The sequence below is a fragment of the Flavobacterium undicola genome, from assembly GCF_009909155.2.
Lineage (GTDB): Bacteria > Bacteroidota > Bacteroidia > Flavobacteriales > Flavobacteriaceae > Flavobacterium > Flavobacterium undicola.
In genome coordinates this window covers 37,487-62,719 of record NZ_JAAAPM020000014.1, presented here as the reverse complement: position 1 = coordinate 62,719, position 25,233 = coordinate 37,487, and the positions used below count along the sequence as shown (strand labels likewise).

The window sequence follows — 25,233 nt, the reverse complement described above, 5'->3', positions numbered from 1 at the left end:
GTTTTTTTGTAAAAATAGAAAAAATCTTATTTGTTAAGGCTTAATTTTAAAATGGATTGCAGAATATGCTTCGCATTTGATACATAGTCTCTATTCTTTTCTTTATTTTTACAATCGATTAAAATAAAATTCATGACATTCGATAAAGAAAAGATATTGGAATACTGCAATCGTATTTCAAAAAATACCTTAATGGAAACCTTAAATATTGAATATGTGGATGCGGGAGAAGGTTTTTTGACTGCTACAATGCCCGTGAATCCTAGCGTTCATCAGCCAATGGGCTTGTTGCACGGAGGCGCTTCGGTAGCTTTAGCCGAGAGTGTAGGTAGTGCCGCTTCCTTTATATTCATCAATCCCGAAGTTAGTGAAGTACGCGGAATAGAAATTTCAGCCAATCATTTAAAAGCCAAGCGAGAAGGTGTGGTTACTGCTACAGCAAAAATCATTCACCAAGGCGCAAGCATACATTTATGGGAAATTCGCATTGTGGACGAAAGAGATAATTTGATTTCGCTTTGTAAATTGACCAATATGGTTTTGCCAAAAAGAAAAAAAGCCCATTAGATTTTTGAAGAAAAACAAACCTTTAATAAATTAATATATGATTGATTTTTTTATAAAAGTTAAGCAACAAGAAGCCCAAAAATTACCTTTTGTTATTTATAAAAAACCGTATAAAACAGAAGTGAGAGGTTTTTTTCAAAAAAATGATCATTTGTATTTTGCCGAAGCTTTAGACGAAACGGGTTTTGTCTTTGCTCCATTTGATGGCAATCAGATGATATTGATTCCAAAAAATCAATCGGTTATTTGGGAATCGGATGTTACTTCTTTTGGTGAAAATCATTTAGAAAGTTTAAATCAATCAGAAAATCAACAAGAAAAAGAACGTTTTGAGCATCTTATTCAAAAAGCAATAGAGGCTATCGAAAAAGGGACTTTTAACAAGGTGGTTTTGTCTCGAAAAGAAATTCTGGAAGTGCCCAATTTTGATTTGGTTACTGTTTTTACACGGTTAATCCAGCGTTTTCCAACAGTTTTTTGTTATTGTTGGTACCACCCAAAAATAGGTTTGTGGATGGGAGCTACTCCAGAGCGATTGTTAAAAGCCAGCCGAAAAAAGTTTTGTACAATGGCGTTAGCAGGAACACAAAATTTTAACGGCACTACTGACATAGTTTGGGGCGCAAAAGAAATAGAGGAACAGCAATTTGTTACCGATTTTATATTGGAAAACCTGAAAGGATTAACTTCTGAAGTGGCTATTTCCAGTCCTTACACCGTTCAAGCAGGAAATGTGTTGCATATTAAAACTGATATCGAAGGAGTAATTAATAAGACATCCAAATTGAATCAGGTGGTTTCAGTTTTACATCCCACACCCGCGGTTTGTGGTTTGCCTAAAGAAACGGCAAAAGGATTTATTTTAGGGAATGAAGGCTATGATAGAGAATATTATACTGGTTTTTTAGGCGAATTGAATAAGAAGGGTTTTGCTGAGAAGAAACAAAAATCTGATTTGTTTGTTAATTTACGCTGTATGCAAATAAAGGAAAAACAAGCGCATTTGTATATGGGTTGTGGTGTTACTAAGGAAAGTATCCCCGAAAAAGAATGGAACGAAAGTGTCAATAAATCTATGACGATGAAAAGCGTGCTTTGAAGTTAGAAGTTAGAGGTTAGAAGTTAGAAGATGGAAGTCAGATTTCAGAATGCAAAAATTAAAACATAAGGAATAACACAATAAAACTCCGTACAGTCTCCCCTCCTTTGGAGGGGGCAGGGGAGGAAAAACAAAAATAATGAAACTAGATATATTAGCTTTTGGAGCGCATCCCGATGATGTGGAATTAGGTTGTTCGGGGACTATTTTAAAAGAGATTTCCTTAGGGAAAGCAGTTGGAATTGTGGACTTAACCCGTGGAGAGTTGGGGACCCGTGGTTCGGCAGAAATTAGAGATCAAGAAGCTAATGATGCTGCCAAAATATTAGGGGTTTCAGTTCGAGAGAATTTAGAGATGAGAGACGGTTTTTTTGTCAATGACGAAAAGCACCAATTGGAAATCATCAAAATGATTCGCAAATACCGACCTGAAATTGTTTTATGCAACGCTATAGACGATCGTCATATTGATCATGCAAAGGGAAGTAAATTAGTTTCTGATGCTTGTTTTTTATCTGGCTTAATGAAAATAGAAACGGAGTTAGATGGGGAACAGCAAAAAGCTTGGAGACCTAAAGTAATTTATCATTATATTCAGTGGAAAAATATCGAACCTGATTTTGTAGTGGACATCACAGGATTTACTGATAAGAAAATTGAAGCTATTTTAGCCTATCGTTCTCAATTTTATGATCCCAATTCGACAGAACCAGAATCGCCAATAACGTCTAAAAACTTCTTTGAAAGCTTAAATTATCGTTCCAGAGACTTAGGTAGGCTAGTAGGGGTAGATTATGCCGAAGGATTTACAGTTGAAAGATGTTTGGCAGTCAATAGTTTAGCGGATTTGCTGTGATTTTATTGATTTTTTTTGAAAAAATAGTTTGCAGAAGTCAATAAACGTTGTATATTTGCAACCGCAAAGCAAATGGTGGTTGTAGCTCAGCTGGTTAGAGCATCGGTTTGTGGTGCCGAGGGTCGCCGGTTCGAACCCGGTCATCCACCCAAAATGCAAAAGCCTCTTCGAAAGAAGAGGCTTTTTTTGTGCGTTTAATTTTGAGGGAATTTATTATTGGTGTAAATTTACACCAATATAAACTATTGAATTATGGCACGTCAAAGTATAACTTTAGCTAATCAGAATGACGAATGGCTAAAACAGCAAATTGTCAAAGAAGAATTTACCAGTAAAAGTGAAGCGGTAAATTATTTGATAAAGCAAGCAAGAGAGAGAGAAGCCTATGATGATTATGTTAGTATGAAATTGGAAAGAGGTGAAAAAAGCGGGTTTGCCAAGCAACAAACACGTGAGGAGATGCTGGCAGAGTTTAAAAAGCGATTAAAAAATGTATAATTGTTTTTTGACTCGTGAAGCCAAAGAAGATTTATGGAGAATTTATGAATTTGGAGTATATAAATTTGGAGAAGTACAAGCAGATAAGTATTTCAATTTGATTAACGATTGTTTTGATAAAATTGCTTCCAATCCTTTTATGTTTCCAGAAACAATAAAAAACAACCAGAAGTATCGATTTTGCGTTTGTGGAGTGGATACCATTTATTACAAAATCAATAATGATGCAATTGAAATCATCACTATTATTGGGAGACAAAATTTTTAGTTCAAACCCATTTTAGACTAAGTTTCAAAATTGTATTTTAGTTTATAATTCCCAACTTAAAATCTATAATTGTCTTTTGATTACTGTTGTGAATTGATTTCAAAATTTCCTTTTTGCAAATAAAAAATCCCATTTTGAACTGATGTCCAAAACGGGATTTTTTAGTATTGTGAAATGATTTTATTAAAAAAGCTTTTCCCAAGGATTGTCACTTCTAAAAGGAACGGCAGGAAGTCCTTCTTTATTGATGAAATTAGACTGAGCAGCTTCATTCCAACCAAAACGCACCGAATAGGGGTGTTGGACTTCGGGAGCAGAAACAATTACTTTATTGCCGCTTATTTCCGCTTTTGCGGGTACAAATTTGCCATCTGCTCCAGCAATAGTAAACCAACTTAGCGGTTTTCCATTACGACTGCTTAAACCACTTCCTGTATTTGAATAGCTAACTTCAATAGTGTTGTTTACAATTTTCATTTTTTGGAATACAGGTCCGGAGTAAACTACATTAGTTTGTCCGTAAGCTTTATTTGCAGCAAGCAGGCTTAAACGACGGCCTACTTCCCATTTGTATCCGGGATGTAAATCGGCGATGCTATCTACTAAATCAGTAATTGCTATTGTATTGGTGTTTTTTAAATGCAATGTTAGTTTTTGTGCTTCCCAGAATTCAGGAAGCTGTTCGGCGGTAAGTGGTCTGTCTTTAGAAGCCGAATAGTTATAAGGGGCTATTTGGACAAAATAAAAAGGCATTTTTTTATCTTTCCAATCGTTACGCCAACTTTCGATCAATGTTTTAAGTTTATAAGCATAACGGATGTTTTCGTTTAGAAAACAATTTGATTCTCCCTGATACCAAAGCATTCCTTTCAAGGCAAAAGGAATGATCGGTTGTATCATAGTATCGTAAAATTTACCTATATCGCCACCATCAGCACTTAATTTGTTTAGGATTTTCCCATTTTTTAATTTAGGTTCTATTTCCATTTTCGAAGCCTGAATCCAAGGTTCAATTCGACTACCAGGCACTGCTGCCGAAATCATCCCGATGGGCACGTGTAATTTGGTATATAAATCTTTTGCAAAATAATAACCCACTGCCGAAAAATCAACCAATGGTTTTCCCATTGCCGCATCCCAACCGAGATGCTCCGGACTTGGATCCATGTATTTTCGACGATCTAAGAAAATGCGGATATTGGTATTATTAGCGTTGTTTAAATCATCTTCGGGTGGTTTGTATCCTTTTACTGCTGTCTGGAATTTGCTGTATTTTCGCATTGCATATTCCATGTTGGATTGTCCTGAACAAAGCCAGACTTCACCAACTAAAATATTTTTCAATACAATGGTGTTTTTTCCTTTGATCGTCATTTCGCGTGGCATAAACGAAGCTTTCATTGGACTAAGTTTTATAGACCATTTTCCAGATTTATCAGCAACTGTAGTTTTATTTTGTCCCGCAAAAGCAACTGATATTTTTTCGCCTGGAGTAGCGGTTCCCCATACAGGTACTGCTTTTAGCTGTTGTAAAACCATATTATGTCCCAGAATTTTTGGGATCGTAATTTGGCTAAAAAGTGGGGTAGTAAATAAGACGAAAGCACTTAATAGGAATAAGTATTTTTTGAAATTCATAAGTTATGTATTGTAAAAAGAAGTTTTTTTAATGCTTTAACTCATAAATAGTGCCACAACGAGCGCAGTCGAGATTTTTTTGAAAAATATTTAAAATCTTGACTGTGCTCAAATTGACAGCAATAAATAACTTATGATAGGATTTGTTATTTATTCCAAATTTCCCAAGCCTTTTCTGCTTGAAAAATAAGCATATCCAAACCGTTTTTTGTTTGAGCACCTTGTGCTGCAGCGTTTTTTAAGAATTGCGTTTCGGCAGGGTTGTAAATCAAATCGTAAGCAATGTGTTGCTCTGTAAACAATTCATACGGGATATCGGGACAAGCTTCTATATTGGGACTTGTTCCTATAGGAGTTGAATTGATAATGATTTGGTATTCCTGAAATGTTTCGGCATTGATTTGGCTGTAATCAATGGCTTTTTCAGACGCATTTCTGGAAACAAAAGTATAATCGATACCTAATTCTTCCAGTGCAAATGCAACTCCTTTTGAAGCGCCACCTGTTCCCAGGATTAATGCTTTTTTATGATGTGCTTGCAATAAAGGTCTTAAGGATTTTAAAAATCCAAAATAATCGGTGTTGTAGCCTTTTAGTTTGCCTTTTTTAGTGATTTTAATGGTGTTTACCGCGCCAATTTTTTTTGCTTTCTTGGATAATTTATCTAAAAAAGGAATTACTTCTTGTTTGTATGGAATAGTAACATTTAAACCTTTTAAATGCTCGGTATTTTTAATGATTTCAGGAAATACATTGATTTCTTGAATGTCAAAATTCTCGTAAGTGTAACCTTGGTATTTTTCTTTTTCGAATTTAGTTGTAAAATGTCCTTTGGAAAAGGAATAACTGATATTGCGCCCCAGTAGCCCGAAGCGCTTTTTAGAATTTTGGGTCATTATTATTTTTTATGTTTTTCGATATAATTTTGTACCATTTTTTTTGTCCAAACTACAGGAAATAAGTCTTCGATCAAGATGTAGTTGTCAAAATTCAATCGAAGTGCATTGCTTAAATGAAATTTTGCTTTTCTATTGTCTTGAATCATGAAATAAAGACCAGCTAAACGGTATTCAATTTCGTTTTCTTCAGGGAAATAATCCGCTGCTTGTAATAAGGTGTGAATGGCACTTTCAAATTCGCCTAAAAATTGTAAAATATCAACCCAGAATAACCAAGTATCCAGTTCGGTATCACCAAATTCGACCGCTTTTCTATAACCAAATTCAGCTTCTTCAAAAAAGCTCATTTGTTTATTGATTGAAGCATATCTTTTCCAGTACAAACGATTTTGATTGTCTATTGCTAAAGCTTTGTTTACGTAAAATAAGGCTTTTTGAAAGTTTTGTTCACGCAAATAGAAATCGGTAATGGCAATCCATCCTTTGTCTAAAAGTGGATCTTCGTGTACGGTTTCATTGTAAAATTTGAGTGCTAAAATTTTGTTACCTAATTTTTCATGACATTTACCTATTCGAAGCAAGGCATACGAAGTCGCATCGTCTAATTCGATGGTTCTATTATAGCTTTCAATAGCTTCGTCATATTTGCCTAAACGTTCCAGGGCTTTGGCTTTTTCCATAAAAGCACCTAAAAATTCATCATCTATAAGTGTAGCATAATCAAAAGCGCGAATGGCTTTTTCATAATCTTTTAAACCGTAATGCAATCTTCCTTTTTGGTGCCAGGCAATTTCGCTATATGGATTTTTCTCAATATAGTTGTCTAAGTAGGTGATGGCTTCTTCGTTTTGGTCTAAAAACTCAAAGCAATACACTACATTGTACAAGGCCGATTGGTCTTCGATATCTTCTTCTAAGCATTTGATGAAACTTTCTTTAGCCAGTTCCAGATTATCCATGAATAAGTATTCCATTCCTATTAAATTATACACATCGGCATAATCATCGGTATATTGTAAAGCAATTTTTAGTAATTCAACGGCTTTTTCATGTTGGTCTCTTTTAGAGTAGATGTTTGCCTTTTGAATATAAATTTCTTCATTATTGGGTTCGATGGCATACAGCTCGTTGAGCAATTTCTCAGCTATATCCAATTTATCATCATAAACGAGCATTTCAACTTGAACGAGTTTTAAGCCTGTAGACTTAGGGTGTTGGTCTAATGCTAATTTAAGCGCTTTTTTTGCTAAAGCGGCCTTACCTGTATCGAGATAATGAAGTATAATTTCTTCAAATTCTTCAGAGTCAAAAAAGAGCACTTTGTTGGTTTTCAACATAGACTCAAATTTGGATAGAGATAAGTTATAATCTTCTTCTTCGTTGCTTAGTTGCATACTTTCTATTTTTTAGAATTTGGCCTACCTTAAAGTTAGGCATCCTTGGGTCGTTTTGGAAGAAAAAAATGAATTATTGTGAACAATTTAATTAACAAAGGAACTAAGCTAATTTCAGTTTTGTATTTATTTTTTTTGTGAAGCCAATACTTCATCCATTACTGTTAGCATTATTGTGCAACCTTCACGTATTTCTTCGTTAGAAATGGTTAAAGGCGGTGTGATTCTGATGGCGCATCCTTCAAAGAGTAGCCAAAATAATATGAGTCCTTTGTCTTGACATTTTAAAATAACTTCATTCGTGATGGAGGCATCTGCAGTCATAGCAGCAAGCATCAATCCTTTTCCTCTAACTTCCTGTATCAAAGGGTGTACCAAAAGTGATCTGAATAGCTTTTCTTTTTCTAAAGCTTCCTGCATCAGGTTGGTTTCAGTTATTTCTTTCAAAGTAGCTAAGCAGGCTGCCGCAATGACAGGATGTCCGCCAAAGGTCGTGATATGACCTAGTTTAGGATTTTCAGTCAATAAGTCCATCATAGCCGATGAAGCGGTGAAAGCACCTACAGGCATTCCGCCTCCCATGCCTTTTCCCATCGCAACAATATCGGGAACTACATCATAATTTTGGAAACCAAATAGAGTTCCAGTTCTTCCAAATCCAGGTTGGATTTCGTCGAGAATCATCATCGCGCCAACTTCAGTACAGCGGGCACGTACTTTTTTTAAGTAATCATTTTGCGGTTCTATAAATCCTGCGCCACCTTGTATGGTTTCGAGTAAAATTCCAGCGGTTTTAGTAGTTATTTTTTCTAAATCGGCTTCGTTATTAAAAGTAATGAATTCTACATCAGGAATCAATGGGCGAAAAGCTTGTTTGCGTTCTTCAAACCCCATTACACTCATAGAACCCATGGTATTTCCGTGGTAGGCATTATGGCAAGAAATCAATTGGCTTCTACCAGTAACTCTACGAGCTAGTTTTAGAGAACCTTCAATAGCCTCGGTTCCTGAATTAACTAAATAAGTTTTGTCTAAAGGAGCGGGCAGGAGTGAAGCCATTAGTTTGCAATATTCTACTGCAGGACTTTGCGAATATTCACCATACACCATCACGTGCGAATATTTGTCTAATTGGTCTTTAATAGCCTGATTTACTCTTGGGTGTTGGTGTCCTAAAGTACAAGCCGAAACACCTGCAACAAAATCCAAGTATTTTTTATTATTAATGTCGTAGATATAAGAACCTACGGCATGCGAAACTTCCATTCCTAATGGATAAGGTGAAGTTTGTGCTTGGTATTTTATAAAATCGTTATTCACGTTTTTTTTACCGCAAAGTTCGCGGAGTTTTTTATTTAATTGTTACTATTTTGAAAGCTTTTTCAAGAAGAATCATCTTTTTACCGCAAAGTTCACGGAGTTTTTATATGTATCGATTGAAGCTGAATACTAAAAACTGACCACTGATTACTTTATCTTCTTCTTATCGTAATCCAAAGTCTCTTTCCTGATTTTCATAGGAACATTTTCCTTAGCTTCTTCTTTTTTGCCTTCGTCAATCATCTTGTCATTGAACTCATTATCTTCTTTGCTAAAGATTTCGTCTTTTGATTTTATTCTTTCGTCTCCACGCCATTTGAAACCTTTAAATTTTCGATCGTGTTCGTCCAGTTCTTCTTCGGGGAAAATGGTACCATCCACTTGTTTGAAAAAAGTAATGGTTTCAATAGTATTTTTGTCGAAAAGGATATTGATTTTACTGCTCACATTTTTATTGATACCAATGAGTTCTTTAGCATCATTTCGCATATAATAAATTACTTCGGCATTTTTTATAACGTCAACATCATGGAGTTTTCCATCTTCGAATTTGCCAAAAAGATTCAATCCTTTTATTTGGTTATAGCCCGTTCCTAAGGTGTCTTTGGAGATGATGAAGGTGTTATTGAGGACTTTGAGGGAATCGAGTTTTTTTGTTGCACTATTACCAATGAGGTGCATAATATCGCCTGTAATTTGGCTTTCGCCATTCCATAATATTGGATTTCCTATAAGCTTAGTTAGTGCTGTTTTGGTGCTGGAATGTATCGAATCGCATTTGCCACTCATGTCGGTTTTGTAAAAGCGAACGTTGTTGAAAGCTCTAATAATTCGATCGCCTTCTTTTCCGGTAAGCATTAGTTTTTTTCCATGGATGTAAACCGAATCGTTTTCGACAAAATTCACAGCTACGGCTCTTTTAGTAACATACATCGAATCTTTTTTCTGGAATATTTCGGCATAATGTCCTTTTATGATTCCTCTATTGATGGAGTCGGTAATTTTTACATTTCGAGTAGCCGAGGCAAATTCTTGATTTCGATCGTAATACAAACTGTCTCCTTCTATCAAGCGGTTGTCATATTTAATATATGATTTTCGAAGAAAATGGGATAGGTTTTTCTTGGTATCATAGAAACCTTTTTCGGTATAGATGTAGTTGTTTTTACTGGTAATGGTGGATGGTCCAAAAAGATAGGAATGTCCCGAATTGCTGTAATAATCTAAATGATTGGATTTAATAACATATTTTGGATTAGTAATCGTTACTTCGGTAAGGAACTGGAATTTTTTTTCGGCAACATAATATTTCCCCGATTTACTAACTAAGGTGTTTTCTTTGTTGATGATTGTTCCTTTGTTGTTGTAAAAAACTTCTTGAGTATTTCGGTCAAAACTGATGGTGTCAGTTGATAAAGTTGCATCGGGTGAACTCATCACGGCATCTCCAGTGGCGAATGCTTTCTTTACATTTCCGTTGTATTCAGCGTATTTACTGTTTAAATACAGGGTATCTCCTTGTACCAGTTGGACGTTTCCAAAAGCTTTAATGTAGTTTTCTTTTTGAAAGTAATAGGCTTTATTACAAGATAGCACCACTCCGTCATGATTTACTACCACATTTCCGGTTAGTAAAAAAGCATCGGGCATTTCAGCTTGATTTACATCAGCGAAATCAGAATGTTCAACAATTATTTTTTTAGGTGTTTGTGCGTTTACTTTTATTGAAGTAAGTAAAAACAAACCAAAACAGATGAAAAATAGCGATTTATTCAAGGGTGTATATTTTTGTCAAATTTATGAAAAAGGAAACAATCCCAATAAATATTACTATTTATTTATGATTTTGAAACACTATATTTTTCGGTTGTTGGCTTTTGGTTTTCAAACAAAAAAGCTGACGAATACTATGGAGTAGTACATCAGCTTTTTTAGGTGTTTCAAAAAAGAATGTTAGTATTTCTTTATGAATGTATTTTGGTAATTCTCGTCCACTTTTGCCCAATTGATAACATTAAAGAAAGATTCGATATAGGTTGCGCGACGGTATTGGTGTCCTAAATAATAAGCGTGTTCCCATAAATCTAAAGCTAAAATAGGAGTTCCCGGTACAGCAGCATTTCGCATCAAAGGATTGTCCTGGTTTTGAGAACTGGTAATTTTTAGTTTTCCTGCTCTGTCAACAATTAACCAAACCCAAGCTGAACCAAACTGTTTGTTTGCTTCTTCTTTAAATGCATTTTTAAAATCGCTAAAAGAACCAAAGTCTCTGTCGATTGCTCCTGCAATGCTATCTTTAGGAGCTCCGCCGGCATTAGGCCCCATAGATTTCCAATAAAGAGAATGGTTGTAATAACCTCCTGCATTGTTTCTAAGTTCGGTATCGTTGATATCCAGTTTAGCTAAGATATTTTCGATTGACATATTCTCGTATTCCGTTCCAGCTATCGCTGCGTTTAGATTATTGGTATACGTCAGGTAGTGTTTAGAATAGTGTGCTTCTAGGTTTAGTGCTGAAATAGCAGGTGCCAGAGCGTCATAAGAATAAGGTAATTTCTCTAATAAAAATGAACCTGGTTCAGCCTTTACATCATCAGGGAATCCAAGGGTCACTTTTTCTTCAGCCGTAGGAAGAGGTACTTCGACAACTTCAGTTAGTTTTTTATTGTTACATGAAACTAAAAAACTCAATAAGAATAGACTTGTGATGGTATAAAAAAGTTTTTTCATTGGGATACTATTGTGTTTCAAAGAGAATTGATGATTTCGATATAATTTTCTTTGGCTTCCTCAGCTGTGATATGACTTATTTGCATCCACGCATTGATTTTAAAGGCATCTCTTAAGTGAAATTTAGAGGTTTGTCTTATTTCCATTGTGCCAATTGTAGCCTGTTTGTAATAGGCATAAAGACGCAACTGAACATCTTGAGGTAAAGATGCTTGAGTCATTTTAGAGGCTTTTCTAACCGCTTCTTTAAACCTAGTATCTAAATCTTTTTCAATCATTTATTATTATTTTGTTGCAATAATAGTTTTTCCTCCAATAGCTTTTTGGTTAAGAACCACATTTATTGGAGTTCCTAAAGGTAAAAATAAATCTACTCTAGAACCAAATTTAATAAATCCGGCATCAGTGCCTTGAACCACTTGCATTCCTTCTTCTGCGTAATTTACAATTCGGCGCGCTAATGCTCCGGCAATTTGACGGTATAAGACAGCGCCAAAAGTATTGTTTTCTATTACAACAGTTGTTCTTTCATTTTCTTCACTAGCTTTTGGATGCCAGGCTACTAAAAACTTACCAGGATGGTATTTGCTGAATTTAATAATTCCGCTCATTGCATATCTAGTAACATGTACGTTTATTGGAGACATAAAGATAGAAACCTGTAAACGTTTGTCTTTAAAATATTCTCCTTCATACACTTCTTCGATAACTACAACTTTTCCATCAACGGGAGCTAGAATTTGATTTTCGTTGATAATTACAGTTCTTTTAGGGTTTCTAAAGAATTGTAAGATGATAATCAAAATCAAAAAGGCAAAGATTTGAACCGACATCTTTAGCCAATTGATATCGATAAATTTGTCAGCAAGTAAAAGTACAGCAACTGTAAAAATTATACCTAATGAAATTGATGGGGCTCCTTCTTTATGAAACATAATTTAAAATTTGATAAAATAAAAATATAATTGGTGCTACAAATATAACACTATCTAGTCTATCTAGTACACCTCCGTGTCCAGGCATGATACTTCCGCTGTCTTTTACTCCGGCAATTCGTTTGAATTTGGATTCAATTAAATCACCTATAGTTCCAAATATACCAACAATAGTAGCGATTGAGGTCCATATTAGTATGGATTGTTCGCTAAACTCAGGTTTGGCTTTGATGTAATATTTTGATATTAAATAACCCGCTAAAACGGCAAAAAGTATTCCGCCTACAAAGCCTTCGATGGTTTTTTTAGGTGATATGCGTTCGTAAAGTTTGTTTTTTCCTATTGATTTTCCAACGATATAAGCAAAAGTATCGTTAGTCCAAATTAACAGAAATAACCCAATTATAATTTTAGGGTTGTAGTCTTTTATTCCAAAAGAAATTTTGGTGATAAATATAAAAGGTAATATGATGTAACCAAATAAATAAAGGTATTTTGATGATGTACTTATCTTTTGAATATTATCATAAAATAGAAAAAGAATGCATTTTATGGATACAACCAGGGTTGTTGCCAGTAAAACAATATTCAGTTGTTCAATGTTGATAGTAATTTCAACATTAGTATCAAAAATTTGATTGATAGTTTCGGTAGTAATTTTATTGTAATGACTGATTAATGTTATTGTGCAATACAATAAAGTACCAGCAATTAACGGTAGTGCTTTGCTTACATGGGTTAAATTGCAGAATTCATATATAGCAATGACTAAAAATAAGCCAAAGAGTATAAAAAAACTTTCGGTTGAAAATAAAATAGAAGCTAATAATAATACAATATAAACGGCTCCTGATATTGATCTTTTTAGAGTTTCATTCATTTTAAAGATCTTCTAAAAGCAATAAATAAAGATTTTTAGCAGAACTGCCGTATTGGGTAAAGTCTTCTTCTTTTGCTTTTTCAAAATATTTAATAGCTGTAATATTGGTAGGGTAATCTCTTTCGTATTTCTTTTTTATAGCACTAAGGCCATCACTTTTCATAGCAAGGATTTGGCTTGTAGTTGCTAAAATTACAATGTTAGTAGGTAATTCGTTTGGTTTGTGTTGTTTGATTTGTTTAGATGAAAAAAGAATAGAACCTTCTTCAGCAATCAAATTTTCACAGCTGGACAATAAAAACTTAGGGTTCGCAGGTTTGTTATAAGTAAGTTTGTTTTCGTCTAATAATCCAAACAAATTAGTGTCGTAGCACAATACTTCACTTTCAAACCAGTCGTTTTCTTCTAGGATATTTTCAAATTGGTCTTTTACTTCCTTAGCATTTTCACAGTATAAAAATTTACCTCCATTTTTTTTAAAATTGTAGATAAATCGTTCGTCAACAGATATATTATTATCAGGAAAGAAATTATTGTTTTTATTTTCTTTTTCCTCATCTGATGCCGAAATACTAGATCCGAAAATTTTTCTAAAGAGACTCATATTTTGTAAGGTACTTGATATATTGTTTGTAACCGTCCAAAGATAAAAAAATCTTAATTCAAAACGCTGTTTTGAATTAAGATTTTAAATAATTTATCTCAAGTATCTAATTACGAGACTACTTCTTCCAGATTTTTATCAAAGCTTCTTTTTCCGAAAATTGTTTCTAAATCGTCTTTGAAAATCACTTCTTTTTCGATAAGAATATCAGCAAGCTGATTTAATTTGTCTTTGTTGTCTTCTAAGATTTTGATCGCTCTATCGTATTGGCTTTCGATAAGTGCTGATATTTCGGTATCTATGATTTTTGCAGTTTCATCAGAATAAGGTTTTGAAAAACTGTATTCGCTTTGTCCAGATGAATCATAATAAGTGACATTTCCTATTTTGTCATTCAAACCATAGATCGTAACCATTGCACGAGCTTGCTTAGTTACTTTTTCTAAATCGCTCAAAGCACCCGTTGAAATTCGGTTAAAAGTTACTTTTTCGGCAGCACGACCACCCATAGTAGCGCACATTTCATCCAGCATTTGGTCTGTACGTACAATTTGGCGTTCTTCAGGCAGGTACCAGGCAGCACCTAAACTTTGTCCACGAGGAACTATAGTTACCTTAATTAATGGGGCAGCGTGTTCAAGCATCCAGCTCACTGTAGCATGACCTGCTTCGTGAATTGCGATTGCTTTTTTCTCTTCTGCAGTAATTATTTTGTTTTTCTTTTCTAAACCACCAACGATTCTATCAACAGCATCAAGGAAATCTTGTTTGTCAACAGCAGTTTTGTTATTACGAGCAGCAATTAAGGCAGCTTCATTACATACATTGGCAATATCAGCACCAGAGAAACCTGGAGTTTGTTTAGCTAAAAAGTCTAAATCTAAACCTTCTACTTTTTTCAAAGGAGCAAGGTGTACTTTGAAAATTTCAGCACGTTCGCGAATGTCTGGTAAGTCTACAAATATTTGTCTGTCAAAACGTCCGGCACGCATTAAAGCTTTATCTAAAACATCGGCTCTGTTTGTTGCTGCCAAAACGATTACATTAGTATTTGTTCCAAAACCATCCATTTCGGTTAGTAGTTGGTTCAAAGTATTTTCACGTTCGTCGTTTCCGCCTGACATATTATTTTTTCCTCTAGCTCTACCTACAGCGTCAATTTCGTCAATGAAAATGATTGCTGGAGATTTTTCTTTGGCTTGTTTGAATAAGTCACGTACTCTTGAAGCACCAACTCCAACAAACATTTCAACGAAATCAGAACCTGATAATGAGAAAAATGGAACTTGAGCTTCACCAGCTACTGCTTTTGCTAATAAGGTTTTTCCTGTTCCCGGAGGTCCTACAAGTAAAGCTCCTTTAGGGATTTTACCACCTAAATTGGTGTACTTTTCAGGGTTTTTTAAGAATTCTACAATTTCTTGTATTTCTTCTTTAGCTCCTTCAAGTCCTGCTACATCTTTAAAAGTAGTTTTAACATCGTTTTTTTCGTCAAAAAGTCTCGCTTTTGATTTTCCAATGTTAAAGATTTGTCCGCCACCACCAGCGCCACCACCTGACATTTTACGCATGATAAAAATCCATACTCCAATGATGATGATTACAGGAAGTAAGCTAATAAGGATGTCAGACCAGTTGCTTTTAGCTAAAAAATCAAAATCTTTTAGTTTGCCTTCAGCAACTGCTTTTTCTAATTTGGTTTGAAAAATTTGATCATTACCAATTTCAAAAGTATATTGAGGTCCTTTGTTAGGACGATCAAAAATATCCTTAGCAACTCTTTGGTGCTCTTTTTCTTTTAAAGCTTCTGGTTTTAAAAAAACTTCAGCTTCTGATTTGTTGTAAACAATTACTTTTTCAATTTGTCCTTTTTCTAAATAAATGTTGAATTTAGAAGAAGTTAATTGAGATGGTTCCTGTAAGCTCGAACTGCCAGTTACAAAGCTAATAAATAAGAAAATAAGTAATATGGTAGTATACACTAACCAAGGGCTTATCCTGAATTTATTAGGATTAGGATTGTTATCTTTTGCCATTGTTTTCTATCTTTCTTTAGTATTTGTTTGCAATTGTAGTGATTTTCGCATCACCCCACAAACTTTCGATATTATAATATTCTCTAATTTGTTTTTGGAAAACGTGAACTACAATATTAACATAGTCCATAAGTACCCATTCAGCATTGTCAGTTCCCTCAACATGCCAAGGTTTGTCTTTGATTTCTTTAGAAACAATTTTTTGAATGGAGTTAACAATTGCGTTAACTTGGGTATTTGAATTTCCGTTGCAGATAACAAAATAGTCGCAAACTGCGGTATCAATTTCTCTAAGATCGAGAATATCTATGTCATTTCCTTTTACTTCTTCTATTCCTTTGATAATGTTTGCCAATAGGTCATCATTATTTACAGTCTTTTTTGCCATGAATTATTTTTATAATAAGTGTGTAAAGTTACCATTTTTTGTGATTATTTTTGAACCTTAACATAATATTAAATAATGTTTCAAAAATAATTGCTAATGAAACTAATCAAACTCGATGCCATAGATTCTACAAATGATTTTCTTAAAGGCTTGTCGGCAACTGAGGAGTTAGAAAATTACACTGTTGTTACTGCTGAAAATCAAACTAAAGGGCGCGGTCAGATGGGAGCTGTTTGGAATTCTGAAAAGTCTAAGAATCTAATAATGAGTGTTTTTGTTAGGGATTTGTTAGTAGGTGTAGAGGATATTTACAAATTGAATATTGCAACTGCTTTAGCATTGATTCAGGTATTAAAAACTTTTGATATTCAGAATTTAAGGATTAAATGGCCTAACGACATTATGTCAGACAATTTAAAAATTGCTGGCATTCTTATTGAAAATAGTTTTAAAAGTAATGACACCATTTCTTCTGTCATCGGCATTGGATTGAATGTGAATCAAACAAACTTTGAAAATTTACCTAAAGCTTCCTCGATGGCAGTTATTGCTAATTCCAGTTTTGATAAAGAAGAACTGGTTGTCTTAATTGTGGAACGATTAAAAATTAATTTGGAACTTGTTAATTCGAATCCTCAGTATTTATGGAAGGAATACACTGAAGTCTTGTTTAAGAAAGGTGTTCCAATACCTTTTAAAAAAGAAACCGAAAAAGCTTTTATGGGAATTATCCAAGGAGTTTCGGCAGCAGGAAAGCTGATTGTTCTTTTAGAAGATGATAGTATAATTGAGTATGGCCTTAAAGAAATTCAAATGCTTTATTAAGGCTTGATTTTAGTTTTTTCAAGCAATTTTAAGCTGTTTTTTCTGTTTTTTCAGCTTAATTGTGAAAAAATAAACAACAAACAAAAAGGTTTAATTGGTTGTTTTATAGTTTGTTATGTTGTTTTGTGTTTATAAATGTTAAATTTACATTTAAAAAAATGATGTAAATAAGTATTTTTATTTTACTTTTGGATTTCGTTTTTCGTAAAAAAAGTATTGAAATATAATTGATGTACTATTTTATAATAGGATTTTTAACGAAATTCTGAAGTGATAAATCTTAGTTGTGTATTATTCTCAATAATCAAAGAACAATCGATTACATTGATTTAAAACAAAAAGCTGTATTTAAAAACTAAAAACTATAATTTAATTAACTAAAAACCCATTTTCTTATGAGCTCAAGTCTCGAATTTGCAGATTATGCAGTATTTATCGTCTACTTTTTAGTAGTCTCAATCTACGGATATATTATCTATCGCAAGCGCGAAAAAAACGAACACGACGCCAAAGCGTATTTCTTGGCAGAAGGAACATTAACATGGTGGGCTATTGGAGCTTCGTTAATTGCTTCAAACATTTCAGCTGAGCAGTTTATTGGAATGAGTGGTGAAGGGTTCTTTTTAGGAATTGCTGTTGCTGCTTATGAGTGGGTTGCTGCAATTGCGCTGATTATAGTGGCAGTTTGGTTTATTCCTGTTTATTTGAAAAACAAGATTTACACCATGCCTCAATTCTTAAAAACACGTTACAACGAATCAACGGCATTAATCATGGCTGTTTTCTGGTTGTTTTTGTATGTTTTTGTAAACTTAACTTCTATTTTATACTTAGGAGCGGTTGCTATTAATGGATTAGCAGGAGGAGAATACCTTCATGTTATTATGTTAGGATTGGCAATTTTTGCTTTAATTATCTCTCTTGGAGGTATGAAAGTGGTGGCTTATACTGATGTTATTCAGGTTGCTGTGTTGATTATTGGAGGTTTAGTAACTTCTTATATTGCTTTAACAACAGTGGGACAATATTTTGGTTTTGGACAAGATGCTATTGCTGGTTTCAAAGTAATAATGGAAAGAGCACCAGAGCATTTCAAAATGATTATTCCTAGGCCAACGGCTTCTTCTTCTCAATTAGAGATTGATAAATATCTTACTTTTCCAGGGATTCTTTCTTATTTAGCGGGTATCTGGATTATCAACTTAAACTATTGGGGATGTAACCAATACATCACTCAAAGAGCTTTGGGAGCTGATTTACAAACGGCTCGTACAGGGATTTTGTTTGCAGGTATGTTGAAATTATTAATGCCTGTAATTGTAATGTTACCTGGTATTGCTGCTTATGTTTTATACGAAGGAGGACATTTACCTCAATTAGTTGGTGGAAAAGATGGCGCTTATTCAGCTATGTTGACTTTCTTGCCAACAGGATTAAAAGGATTGTCAGTTGCAGCTTTGACTGCTGCTATTGTGGCTTCGTTAGCAGGTAAAGTAAACAGTATTTCTACAATTTATACTTTAGACGTTCATAAAAAATACATTCAAAAAGAGGCTTCAGACAGACATCAGGTAAATATTGGTAGATATGCCGTTTTTGCAGCTATGGTTCTTGCAGTATTGTTTACTTGGAATGATGTATTAGGAATTGGTGGAGTAGGAGGATTTACTTATATCCAAAAATACACTGGATTTATTAGTCCAGGAGTTTTTGCTATGTTCTTCTTAGGTATGTTCTGGAAAAGAACTACAGGAACAGCTGCTATTGTGGGTGTAATTGCAGGTTTCTTATTGTCGGTTTTATTTAATGAATTTGCACCAGCAATGTTTGGAAACGAAACTTTCTTATACACGGCTTGGCCAAATGGTAAAGGTGGTTTCGAAATTCCGTTCCACATTTGTATGGGATTATCATTCTTATTTACAATGCTACTTATGATTGGAATCAGTTTTGCTGGACCAAAAGTAAATCCTAAAGCATTTGAATTGGATACTGAAATGTTTAAGGTAAAACCACAAACTACAGTATTAATTATTATAACATTATTAATTATTGCTGCTTTGTACGTGAAGTTCTGGTAGTATATTTAATAAATTATATTTATAAAAAAGTGCGAAATAATTTTATTATTTCGCACTTTTTTTATAATCTAAAACCGTTTTTGAATAAAAATTGATGTTTAAAAAAAACGAGGAATTTATGAGATTAACTAATTTTATTATATCTTGTGCTGTTCAATCAAAATCAATCAAGCTAACATTAAATCGATAATTTTGAAGTATTTAGCACTATTACTAACACTGATTTTTTGTCCTTTTCTAGGTTTTTCACAAGAGTACTCGGTGAAATTTCTTGATATTTCAGATGGATTATCAAATAATTCGATTACTACGATTTATCAGGATAAGGATGGCTATATGTGGTTTGGAACTTACGACGGTTTGAATCGTTATGATGGATATACATTTAAGGTTTTTCGAAATGAAATCAATAACGAAAAATCATTATCAAACAATACTGTTTATTCCTTAGAAGGAGATTCAAAAAGACATATTTGGGTAGGAGGAAACAAAGGAGCAAGTGTTTATGATAAGTCAAAAGCTTTATTTTATACTGTTCAGTATAAAGAAAAAGAGAATAGTACTGCTGTAGTTTTAAAAAATGTAGTACATCAAATAAAAGCTGTATCTAATGAATTGGTTTTATTGGCTACGCAAAATTCAGGATTAGTAGCATTTGAAGGAGATTCGTTTGTAGGGAAAACGGTTCCGATAACTAAATTAAAGAAAGCATTTAGCTATGATGCTTTAGCGATTCAAAAGGATAAAAAAGGGAGTTCTTGCTGGGTATATGTTAGGGATTTAGGTATTTGTAATTACAATTATCTTTCGAAGAAAATGAAATTGATTACTCCTTTACTCATGGAAGTAAAGTGCATGGATAGTGATAGCAATGGAAATCTTTGGATAGGTACAGATGAAGGACTTTTTCTATTTAATACTTCCACTTTTGCAATTTCAAAAAATTATTTTTCTAATAAATGTATTGTTACCAATATTCTTAGAGATAAGAAAAATCAACTTTGGTTAGCTACCGATGGTTGTGGTCTTTATACTTTGGATAAGATTACTAAAATGACCGTTCCTTATCGTCAGAATAATGCGCAGCAAATTATAAAAAGTAGTTCGGTTTGGAGTGTTTATGAAGATTATTTTGGAAATATTTGGTTTGGAACGCTTCGTGGCGGAATCAGTATGATTAGTTCTACTCCTAAGTATTTTAAAAATATTAAATACAATGCTAAAGACAACAATTTGGCTCAAAATTTTATTTTATCCAGTTGTGAGGATGAAAAACAAAATTTATGGATTGGAACAGATGGGGCTGGATTGCGTTATTGGAATAGAAAACAAGACACTTATACTGTTTATAATAACAATCCTAACTCGGCAAACTATATTAGCAGTAATTTTATAACTAATGTCATTCGTGACAGTAATAATGAAATATGGCTGTCCACATGGGCTGGAGGAGTCAATCGGATTAATCCTAAAACAAATGCGATAAGTCATTATTCTTGTTATAATCCGTTTACAAAACAAGTAGAGAAAAATATTTGGTTGGTTTTCGAGGATGCTCAAAAAAATATTTGGGCAAGTGCCACTAATGAGGGCTGTTTGTATCTTTTTGATCGCAGTAAAAATTCGTTTTTACTTTATGACAGAAGAATCAATAATTTGCAATGTTTAACTCAAACCAGCGATGGAAAGCTTTGGGGAGGAAATTATACTTCGATTGTATGGATAGATAAAGCGAATAAAAAACTGGGTAAAGTCAATATTGGTTATCCCGTGCGATGCATACATGAAGATAGAAATAAACAACTTTGGGTAGCTACACAAGAAGGCGGATTGTTGCTGTTCAATAGAAAAACCAACACTTTCAAAAGGTTTACTACTGCTGATGGTTTATCTTCCAATACCATTTTAAGAATATTAGAAGATAAAAAGGGGAATTTGTGGATGAGTACCTATAATGGTTTGAGTAGATTAGATATCAAGACTAAAACCTTTAGGATTTTTTCTAAAAATGATGGTTTACAAAGCAATCAGTTTAGTTTCAATGCCGGTTTGAAATTAGCAACGGGTGAGTTTTTATTTGGAGGAATCAATGGTTTTAATTTGTTTTATCCCGAATCAATAAAAGAAGTTGTTTCGAATACTAAAATTCTTCTTTCTGATTTAAGTGTAAATAATGAGCCAATTGCAACTAAACCTGATTTAATTTCGGAGTGGACTGAAGAAAATCAAATTAAAGAAATACGATTGCCTTATGATCAAACTACTTTGTCTATAGAGTTTGTTGCTTTAGATTATTCGGGTGCTGATAAAATTAATTATGCTTATTTCTTAGACGGTTGGGACGATCAATGGAGTAATGTTGGACAAAACAGAAAAGTTAATTATCCCCATCTTTCTGAAGGAACTTATGTTTTTAAAGTAAAAACGTCCAATTTTCAAGATGAATTAAGTAAAGCAGAGACTTTGATTCGAATAATAGTTTTACCACCATGGTATAGAACCTGGTGGGCTTATCTTTTGTATTTGATTATTGGTGGAGCCATTATTTACAATTATGTAAGATACAGTAAATACCAGGAACGTTTAAAGTATAAAGTTAAAATAGCAGAATTAGAAAGAGAAAAAGAGAAAGAAATTGCCGAAAAACAATCGTCGATGTTTACTTATATTTCTCATGAATTCCGTACACCTCTTGCACTCATTATCAATCCTTTGAAAAAAGTAATTAAAAAAGAGGATGTTCAAAATGATCCTTCAAAGGGCGATTTACAAATTGCTTATAGAAATGCAAGACGACTTTTAAGTCTTGTAGACCAATTGTTGCTTTTCCGTAAGGCCGAAAACGACGCAGATGTATTGAGACTGTCAGAAATAAATATGAATCATTTATGTCAGGAGGTGTATCAATGTTTTGTGACACAGGCCAAGGATAAAAAAATAGACTATACTATCGAAATTCCTCAACAATCTGTTTCGATAATTGGTGATTATGAAAAGATTGAAATTTCATTGTTTAACCTAGTTTCAAATGCTTTCAAATATACTGCTGATGGAGGAAATATTGTTGTTAAACTAACAGAAACGGAAAAAGAAGTGTCAGTAGCTATTTCTGATACTGGATCAGGTATTGCCCAGCAAAATATTGAAGCTATTTTTGAAAAATTCAAGCAATTAGATTCGAAGGTTTCTGTGAGTACCGGTTTTGGTATTGGACTTTATATCGTGAAGTATTTTGTAGATAAACACAAAGGAACTGTTGCCTGTGTGAGCGAAATAGGGAAAGGAAGTTGCTTTACATTGACTTTCTTGAAAGGTCAGGAACATTTTGATGATTTGCCTATTAGTTCGAATGTTCCAAAAATGAGTGAATTAGTAGAAGAACTTTTAGTTGATGATTTAGAACAAAATGAAGCTGTAAATGCGAATGAATTTGAGGAAGAACTCAATAAAAAAATACTTACGGATAAAAAATCAGTTTTGATAATTGATGATAATACTGAAATTCGGAATTATTTAATTCAGTTGTTTTCCAAAACTCATTTGGTTTACAGTGCAGTAAACGGTCATGAAGGATTAAAATTAACTAAAAAGCATATGCCGGATATTGTGATTTCTGATATTGCAATGGAAGTGATGGACGGATTGGAGTTGTGCAAAAGAATAAAAGAAAGTGAAGATTTATCTCATATTCCGGTAATATTATTGACGGCTACAAATAATCCGGAAACCCATTTGAAAGGAATAACAGACGGAGCTGATGATTATATCACTAAACCATTTGATGATGACTTACTTATAGCAAGAGTAAATACTTTATTGAAAAACAGAGGGAATTTAAGGAAGTATTTTCTGGATAGTATCACCTTAAAGGAAAATGACCAAAAGGTGCCAGCAGAATATCAAGAATTTTTAAAAAAATGTATTGATATTATAGAAGCAAATATGGGGAATAGAGATTTTGCAATTAAAAATTTCGCTACCGAAATGGGAATGAGTCACCGTACTTTGTACACCAAAATAAAGATAATTTCAGGGGAGACTTTGAATGCTTTTATTCGATCTATTCGCTTAAGAAGAGCAGCCCTATTATTGCTTACTGAAGATATGAATATTACTCAGGCTAGTGCTGAAGTAGGATTTGAGGATCAAAAATATTTTAGACAACAATTTGTAAAATTATTTGGTATCACTCCTTCTATGTATGTTAAGAAATATAAAGATTCATTTAATAAAGATCTGAATATTATCAAATAGTTATTATTTAATCAAAGCAAGGATTTTTATCACGTTTACTTTCGCTTTTTGAATTAAAATATGCTACTAATGTTGTAATCCTAATCGTATTAATAATATGGTTAGGATTTTTTGTTGATTTGAAGAAATATCGCTTTTAATTTTAGCATAAGATAAATAAAGAGCTATTTTTTTGTTAAATAGTTTTTTTTGACGAATATGTCCTTATTGTTTTCCAATTTACCCTGCTTTTTTTTCCATTTCTCCCCCTTTAATCATTAGTATTTAGTTATTTCTTTGCTTTTCTGGTAGCTTTCTATTTAGAATTTAACGATTCTATTAAGTTAAATTATCATAAAAACAAACAAACTAATACACACTAATTATTAACCAAACACACTAAAATTAAGCTTATGAAAAGTATAGGAACACAATGAAAAATTACATTATTAAGACAAAAACAAGAAATACAAATTACAATTAAAAACCAAAACAAGTTGTTTAAAAAATCAGAAGATTAATTAAAAAACAACTTTAAAAACTAAAGCTATATGAATAAACTCTCGTTTTTATTTTTGCTTACATTTTTTACTATCCTTTTTACAGGATGTCAGGAAAATGAAGCCGATTTTCCTTCTTCGGATAATCCTACAGTTGTCGTTTCAACAAATGAAATATATGGAGCTCCAAACAGAAAGTTTGAGATTAAAGCCACTTTGGCAGATGATTTAGGTTTAAAGAATGTAAGAATTCAAATTCCTGAATTAAATTTAGATAAAGTAATCAATTTTGCAACAGATCCTTTATTAACTTCTTATGATTTGAGTTATTTTTTTGAAGTTCCTGCTAATAGAGGTGCTTCTGAGGGGTTTGTTATCAAATTAACTATTACTGATGTTTCAGGTAATGCTATAGATCAGAATATTAACTTACGTTTGGATGGCGAATTTAACGCTCCAGCAATAAGTATGATTACGCCTAAAGAAGGAGCCGTAATCTTATTGTCTTCCAGTAATAAATTGCCAGTAAATTTTGTAGTTAATGACGATTCAGGGATTGATTATATTCAGGTTAAATGTGCAGCCTTAGGTATCAACGAAATGGTTCAATTAACAGGAGCTCCTCAATCGTATACTTTCAACAAGACTTATACTTTACCAGTAACTGCTGCTCAATATGTTTTAACCATTACCGCAAAAGATAAATTTGCAATTCCGAATATGGGAACATTAAATATCAATATTGTTGCAACTAATGAATATCCAGCAATTTATTTATGTGACCAACCAAAGGGAACTAATTTAACAACAGATGCTGTAGGAGTACCTATGTATTTCCATGAAAAAGTGGGACAAGACTTTGAATTTAAATATTATGCTGATACTGATAATAAACAAATTTATTTCTTAGGTCAAGAAGCTGATTTTGCACCACATTGTTTTGGATTGAATGCCTCAGGAAATTTAATTGATGATGTTACATCTTCAGCTATTGTTTTACCTACAAAAGGATATTATAAAATAAAAGTAAATCCAAGTACATTAGTTTATACTGTGACTAAATACACTCCATCTAGTAAAGTTTGGGCTGATGTAGCAAACGGTTTATGGCATGATAATGAAGCGCTGAGAAAACCTTTTGTAAGTATCGCTGGTGGAGGAATTCAAGGAGCTAATTGGGATACTTGGAATGCTTGGATTCAAACAGGATTACATTTAGCCAATAATCCAAACAATCCATATCAATTAGTAGGTGAATATACACTTACAGGTACCATGGAAGGAACTTTTACAGGTCAATGGTGGAGTCCATCTTGGAGATTAATAAAAAATGGTATTGCTACTATGTCACCAGGTGCAAACGGAAATGCTAAATATCCAGCTGCTCCGGGTGTTTATAAAGTGATTCTGGATACAGAATTAGAAAGGGCATTTATCACTAAAAAATAGTTTGTTATAGCTGATATAACATTAATTAATAAA

General features: G+C 33.3%; 21 protein-coding genes and 1 tRNA gene. 10 read left to right on the top strand and 12 right to left on the bottom strand.

Translation table 11 applies throughout. From position 1 onward, the window contains the following. Positions 1 to 132: 132 nt before the first annotated feature. From GTZ96_RS09840 to GTZ96_RS09815, 6 genes are all read left to right on the top strand, one after another. Positions 133 to 567 (top strand): PaaI family thioesterase, encoded by a 435-nt coding sequence (locus GTZ96_RS09840; protein ID WP_161643610.1) that lies wholly within the window; start codon positions 133 to 135, stop codon positions 565 to 567. A gap of 37 nt (positions 568 to 604) precedes the next feature. Further along, entirely contained in the window at positions 605 to 1,666 is a 1,062-nt protein-coding gene (locus tag GTZ96_RS09835; RefSeq protein WP_161643608.1) for an isochorismate synthase, read from the top strand. A gap of 139 nt (positions 1,667 to 1,805) precedes the next feature. Beyond that, complete coding sequence (gene bshB1, locus GTZ96_RS09830) at positions 1,806 to 2,522, top strand: bacillithiol biosynthesis deacetylase BshB1 (RefSeq protein WP_161643606.1); 717 nt, start codon at positions 1,806 to 1,808, stop codon at positions 2,520 to 2,522. Positions 2,523 to 2,597: 75 nt separating this feature from the next. Next, a tRNA-His gene (locus tag GTZ96_RS09825) sits at positions 2,598 to 2,671 on the top strand. Positions 2,672 to 2,774: 103 nt separating this feature from the next. Beyond that, on the top strand, positions 2,775 to 3,020 hold the full coding sequence (locus GTZ96_RS09820; protein ID WP_161643604.1) for a ribbon-helix-helix domain-containing protein: 246 nt from the start codon (positions 2,775 to 2,777) through the stop codon (positions 3,018 to 3,020). Further along, positions 3,013 to 3,288, top strand: a complete 276-nt coding sequence (locus GTZ96_RS09815; protein ID WP_161643602.1) for a type II toxin-antitoxin system RelE/ParE family toxin — start codon at positions 3,013 to 3,015, stop codon at positions 3,286 to 3,288. The genes GTZ96_RS09820 and GTZ96_RS09815 overlap by 8 nt, the downstream gene beginning before the upstream one ends. Before the next feature lie 183 nt (positions 3,289 to 3,471). On the opposite strand, the gene GTZ96_RS09810 is transcribed toward GTZ96_RS09815, so the two are convergent. The 12 genes from GTZ96_RS09810 to rsfS all read right to left on the bottom strand — a co-directional run bounded on the left by GTZ96_RS09810 (position 3,472) and on the right by rsfS (position 16,112). Further along, entirely contained in the window at positions 3,472 to 4,926 is a 1,455-nt protein-coding gene (locus tag GTZ96_RS09810) for a sialate O-acetylesterase (protein ID WP_161643600.1), read from the bottom strand. 146 nt (positions 4,927 to 5,072) lie between these two features. Then, positions 5,073 to 5,822, bottom strand: a complete 750-nt coding sequence (locus tag GTZ96_RS09805) for a shikimate dehydrogenase family protein (RefSeq protein ID WP_161643598.1) — start codon at positions 5,820 to 5,822, stop codon at positions 5,073 to 5,075. 2 nt (positions 5,823 to 5,824) lie between these two features. Next, positions 5,825 to 7,219 carry a tetratricopeptide repeat protein gene (locus GTZ96_RS09800; RefSeq protein ID WP_161643596.1) on the bottom strand — a complete coding sequence of 465 codons (1,395 nt, stop codon included), beginning with the start codon at positions 7,217 to 7,219 and terminating at the stop codon, positions 5,825 to 5,827. Positions 7,220 to 7,345: 126 nt separating this feature from the next. Next, positions 7,346 to 8,539, bottom strand: a complete 1,194-nt coding sequence (locus GTZ96_RS09795) for an aspartate aminotransferase family protein (protein WP_161643594.1) — start codon at positions 8,537 to 8,539, stop codon at positions 7,346 to 7,348. A gap of 147 nt (positions 8,540 to 8,686) precedes the next feature. Beyond that, positions 8,687 to 10,315, bottom strand: coding sequence for an OstA-like protein (locus tag GTZ96_RS09790; protein ID WP_161643592.1), 1,629 nt, complete (start codon positions 10,313 to 10,315; stop codon positions 8,687 to 8,689). Positions 10,316 to 10,492: 177 nt separating this feature from the next. Beyond that, positions 10,493 to 11,269, bottom strand: coding sequence for a superoxide dismutase (locus GTZ96_RS09785; RefSeq protein ID WP_161643590.1), 777 nt, complete (start codon positions 11,267 to 11,269; stop codon positions 10,493 to 10,495). A 17-nt stretch (positions 11,270 to 11,286) separates the two neighbouring features. After that, on the bottom strand, positions 11,287 to 11,547 hold the full coding sequence (locus GTZ96_RS09780; protein ID WP_161643588.1) for an acyl-CoA-binding protein: 261 nt from the start codon (positions 11,545 to 11,547) through the stop codon (positions 11,287 to 11,289). 6 nt (positions 11,548 to 11,553) lie between these two features. Next, positions 11,554 to 12,204, bottom strand: a complete 651-nt coding sequence (locus GTZ96_RS09775; protein ID WP_161643586.1) for a phosphatidylserine decarboxylase family protein — start codon at positions 12,202 to 12,204, stop codon at positions 11,554 to 11,556. Further along, positions 12,194 to 13,084 carry a phosphatidate cytidylyltransferase gene (locus GTZ96_RS09770; protein WP_161643584.1) on the bottom strand — a complete coding sequence of 297 codons (891 nt, stop codon included), beginning with the start codon at positions 13,082 to 13,084 and terminating at the stop codon, positions 12,194 to 12,196. Before GTZ96_RS09770 ends, GTZ96_RS09775 begins: the two co-directional genes overlap by 11 nt. 1 nt (position 13,085) lies before the next feature. After that, a complete protein-coding gene (locus GTZ96_RS09765; protein WP_161643582.1) occupies positions 13,086 to 13,688 on the bottom strand; it encodes a lactate utilization protein B/C in 603 nt (200 codons plus the stop codon). A gap of 110 nt (positions 13,689 to 13,798) precedes the next feature. Next, the gene (ftsH, locus tag GTZ96_RS09760) at positions 13,799 to 15,724 is read right to left on the bottom strand and encodes an ATP-dependent zinc metalloprotease FtsH (RefSeq protein WP_161643580.1); all 1,926 of its coding nucleotides are present in this window, start codon (positions 15,722 to 15,724) and stop codon (positions 13,799 to 13,801) included. Between the two features lie 16 nt (positions 15,725 to 15,740). Beyond that, positions 15,741 to 16,112 carry a ribosome silencing factor gene (gene rsfS / locus GTZ96_RS09755; RefSeq protein WP_071185350.1) on the bottom strand — a complete coding sequence of 124 codons (372 nt, stop codon included), beginning with the start codon at positions 16,110 to 16,112 and terminating at the stop codon, positions 15,741 to 15,743. Between the two features lie 96 nt (positions 16,113 to 16,208). On the opposite strand from rsfS, the gene GTZ96_RS09750 reads away from it, so the two are divergent. The 4 genes from GTZ96_RS09750 to GTZ96_RS09735 all read left to right on the top strand — a co-directional run bounded on the left by GTZ96_RS09750 (position 16,209) and on the right by GTZ96_RS09735 (position 25,200). Next, on the top strand, positions 16,209 to 16,937 hold the full coding sequence (locus GTZ96_RS09750; RefSeq protein WP_161643578.1) for a biotin--[acetyl-CoA-carboxylase] ligase: 729 nt from the start codon (positions 16,209 to 16,211) through the stop codon (positions 16,935 to 16,937). A gap of 395 nt (positions 16,938 to 17,332) precedes the next feature. Then, positions 17,333 to 19,018: a sodium/sugar symporter gene (locus GTZ96_RS09745; protein WP_161643576.1), complete on the top strand. Its 1,686-nt coding sequence runs from the start codon at positions 17,333 to 17,335 to the stop codon at positions 19,016 to 19,018. Between the two features lie 192 nt (positions 19,019 to 19,210). Then, positions 19,211 to 23,272 (top strand): hybrid sensor histidine kinase/response regulator transcription factor, encoded by a 4,062-nt coding sequence (locus GTZ96_RS09740; protein ID WP_235972943.1) that lies wholly within the window; start codon positions 19,211 to 19,213, stop codon positions 23,270 to 23,272. A gap of 530 nt (positions 23,273 to 23,802) precedes the next feature. After that, a complete protein-coding gene (locus GTZ96_RS09735; protein WP_161643574.1) occupies positions 23,803 to 25,200 on the top strand; it encodes a hypothetical protein in 1,398 nt (465 codons plus the stop codon). Positions 25,201 to 25,233 lie beyond the last annotated feature (33 nt).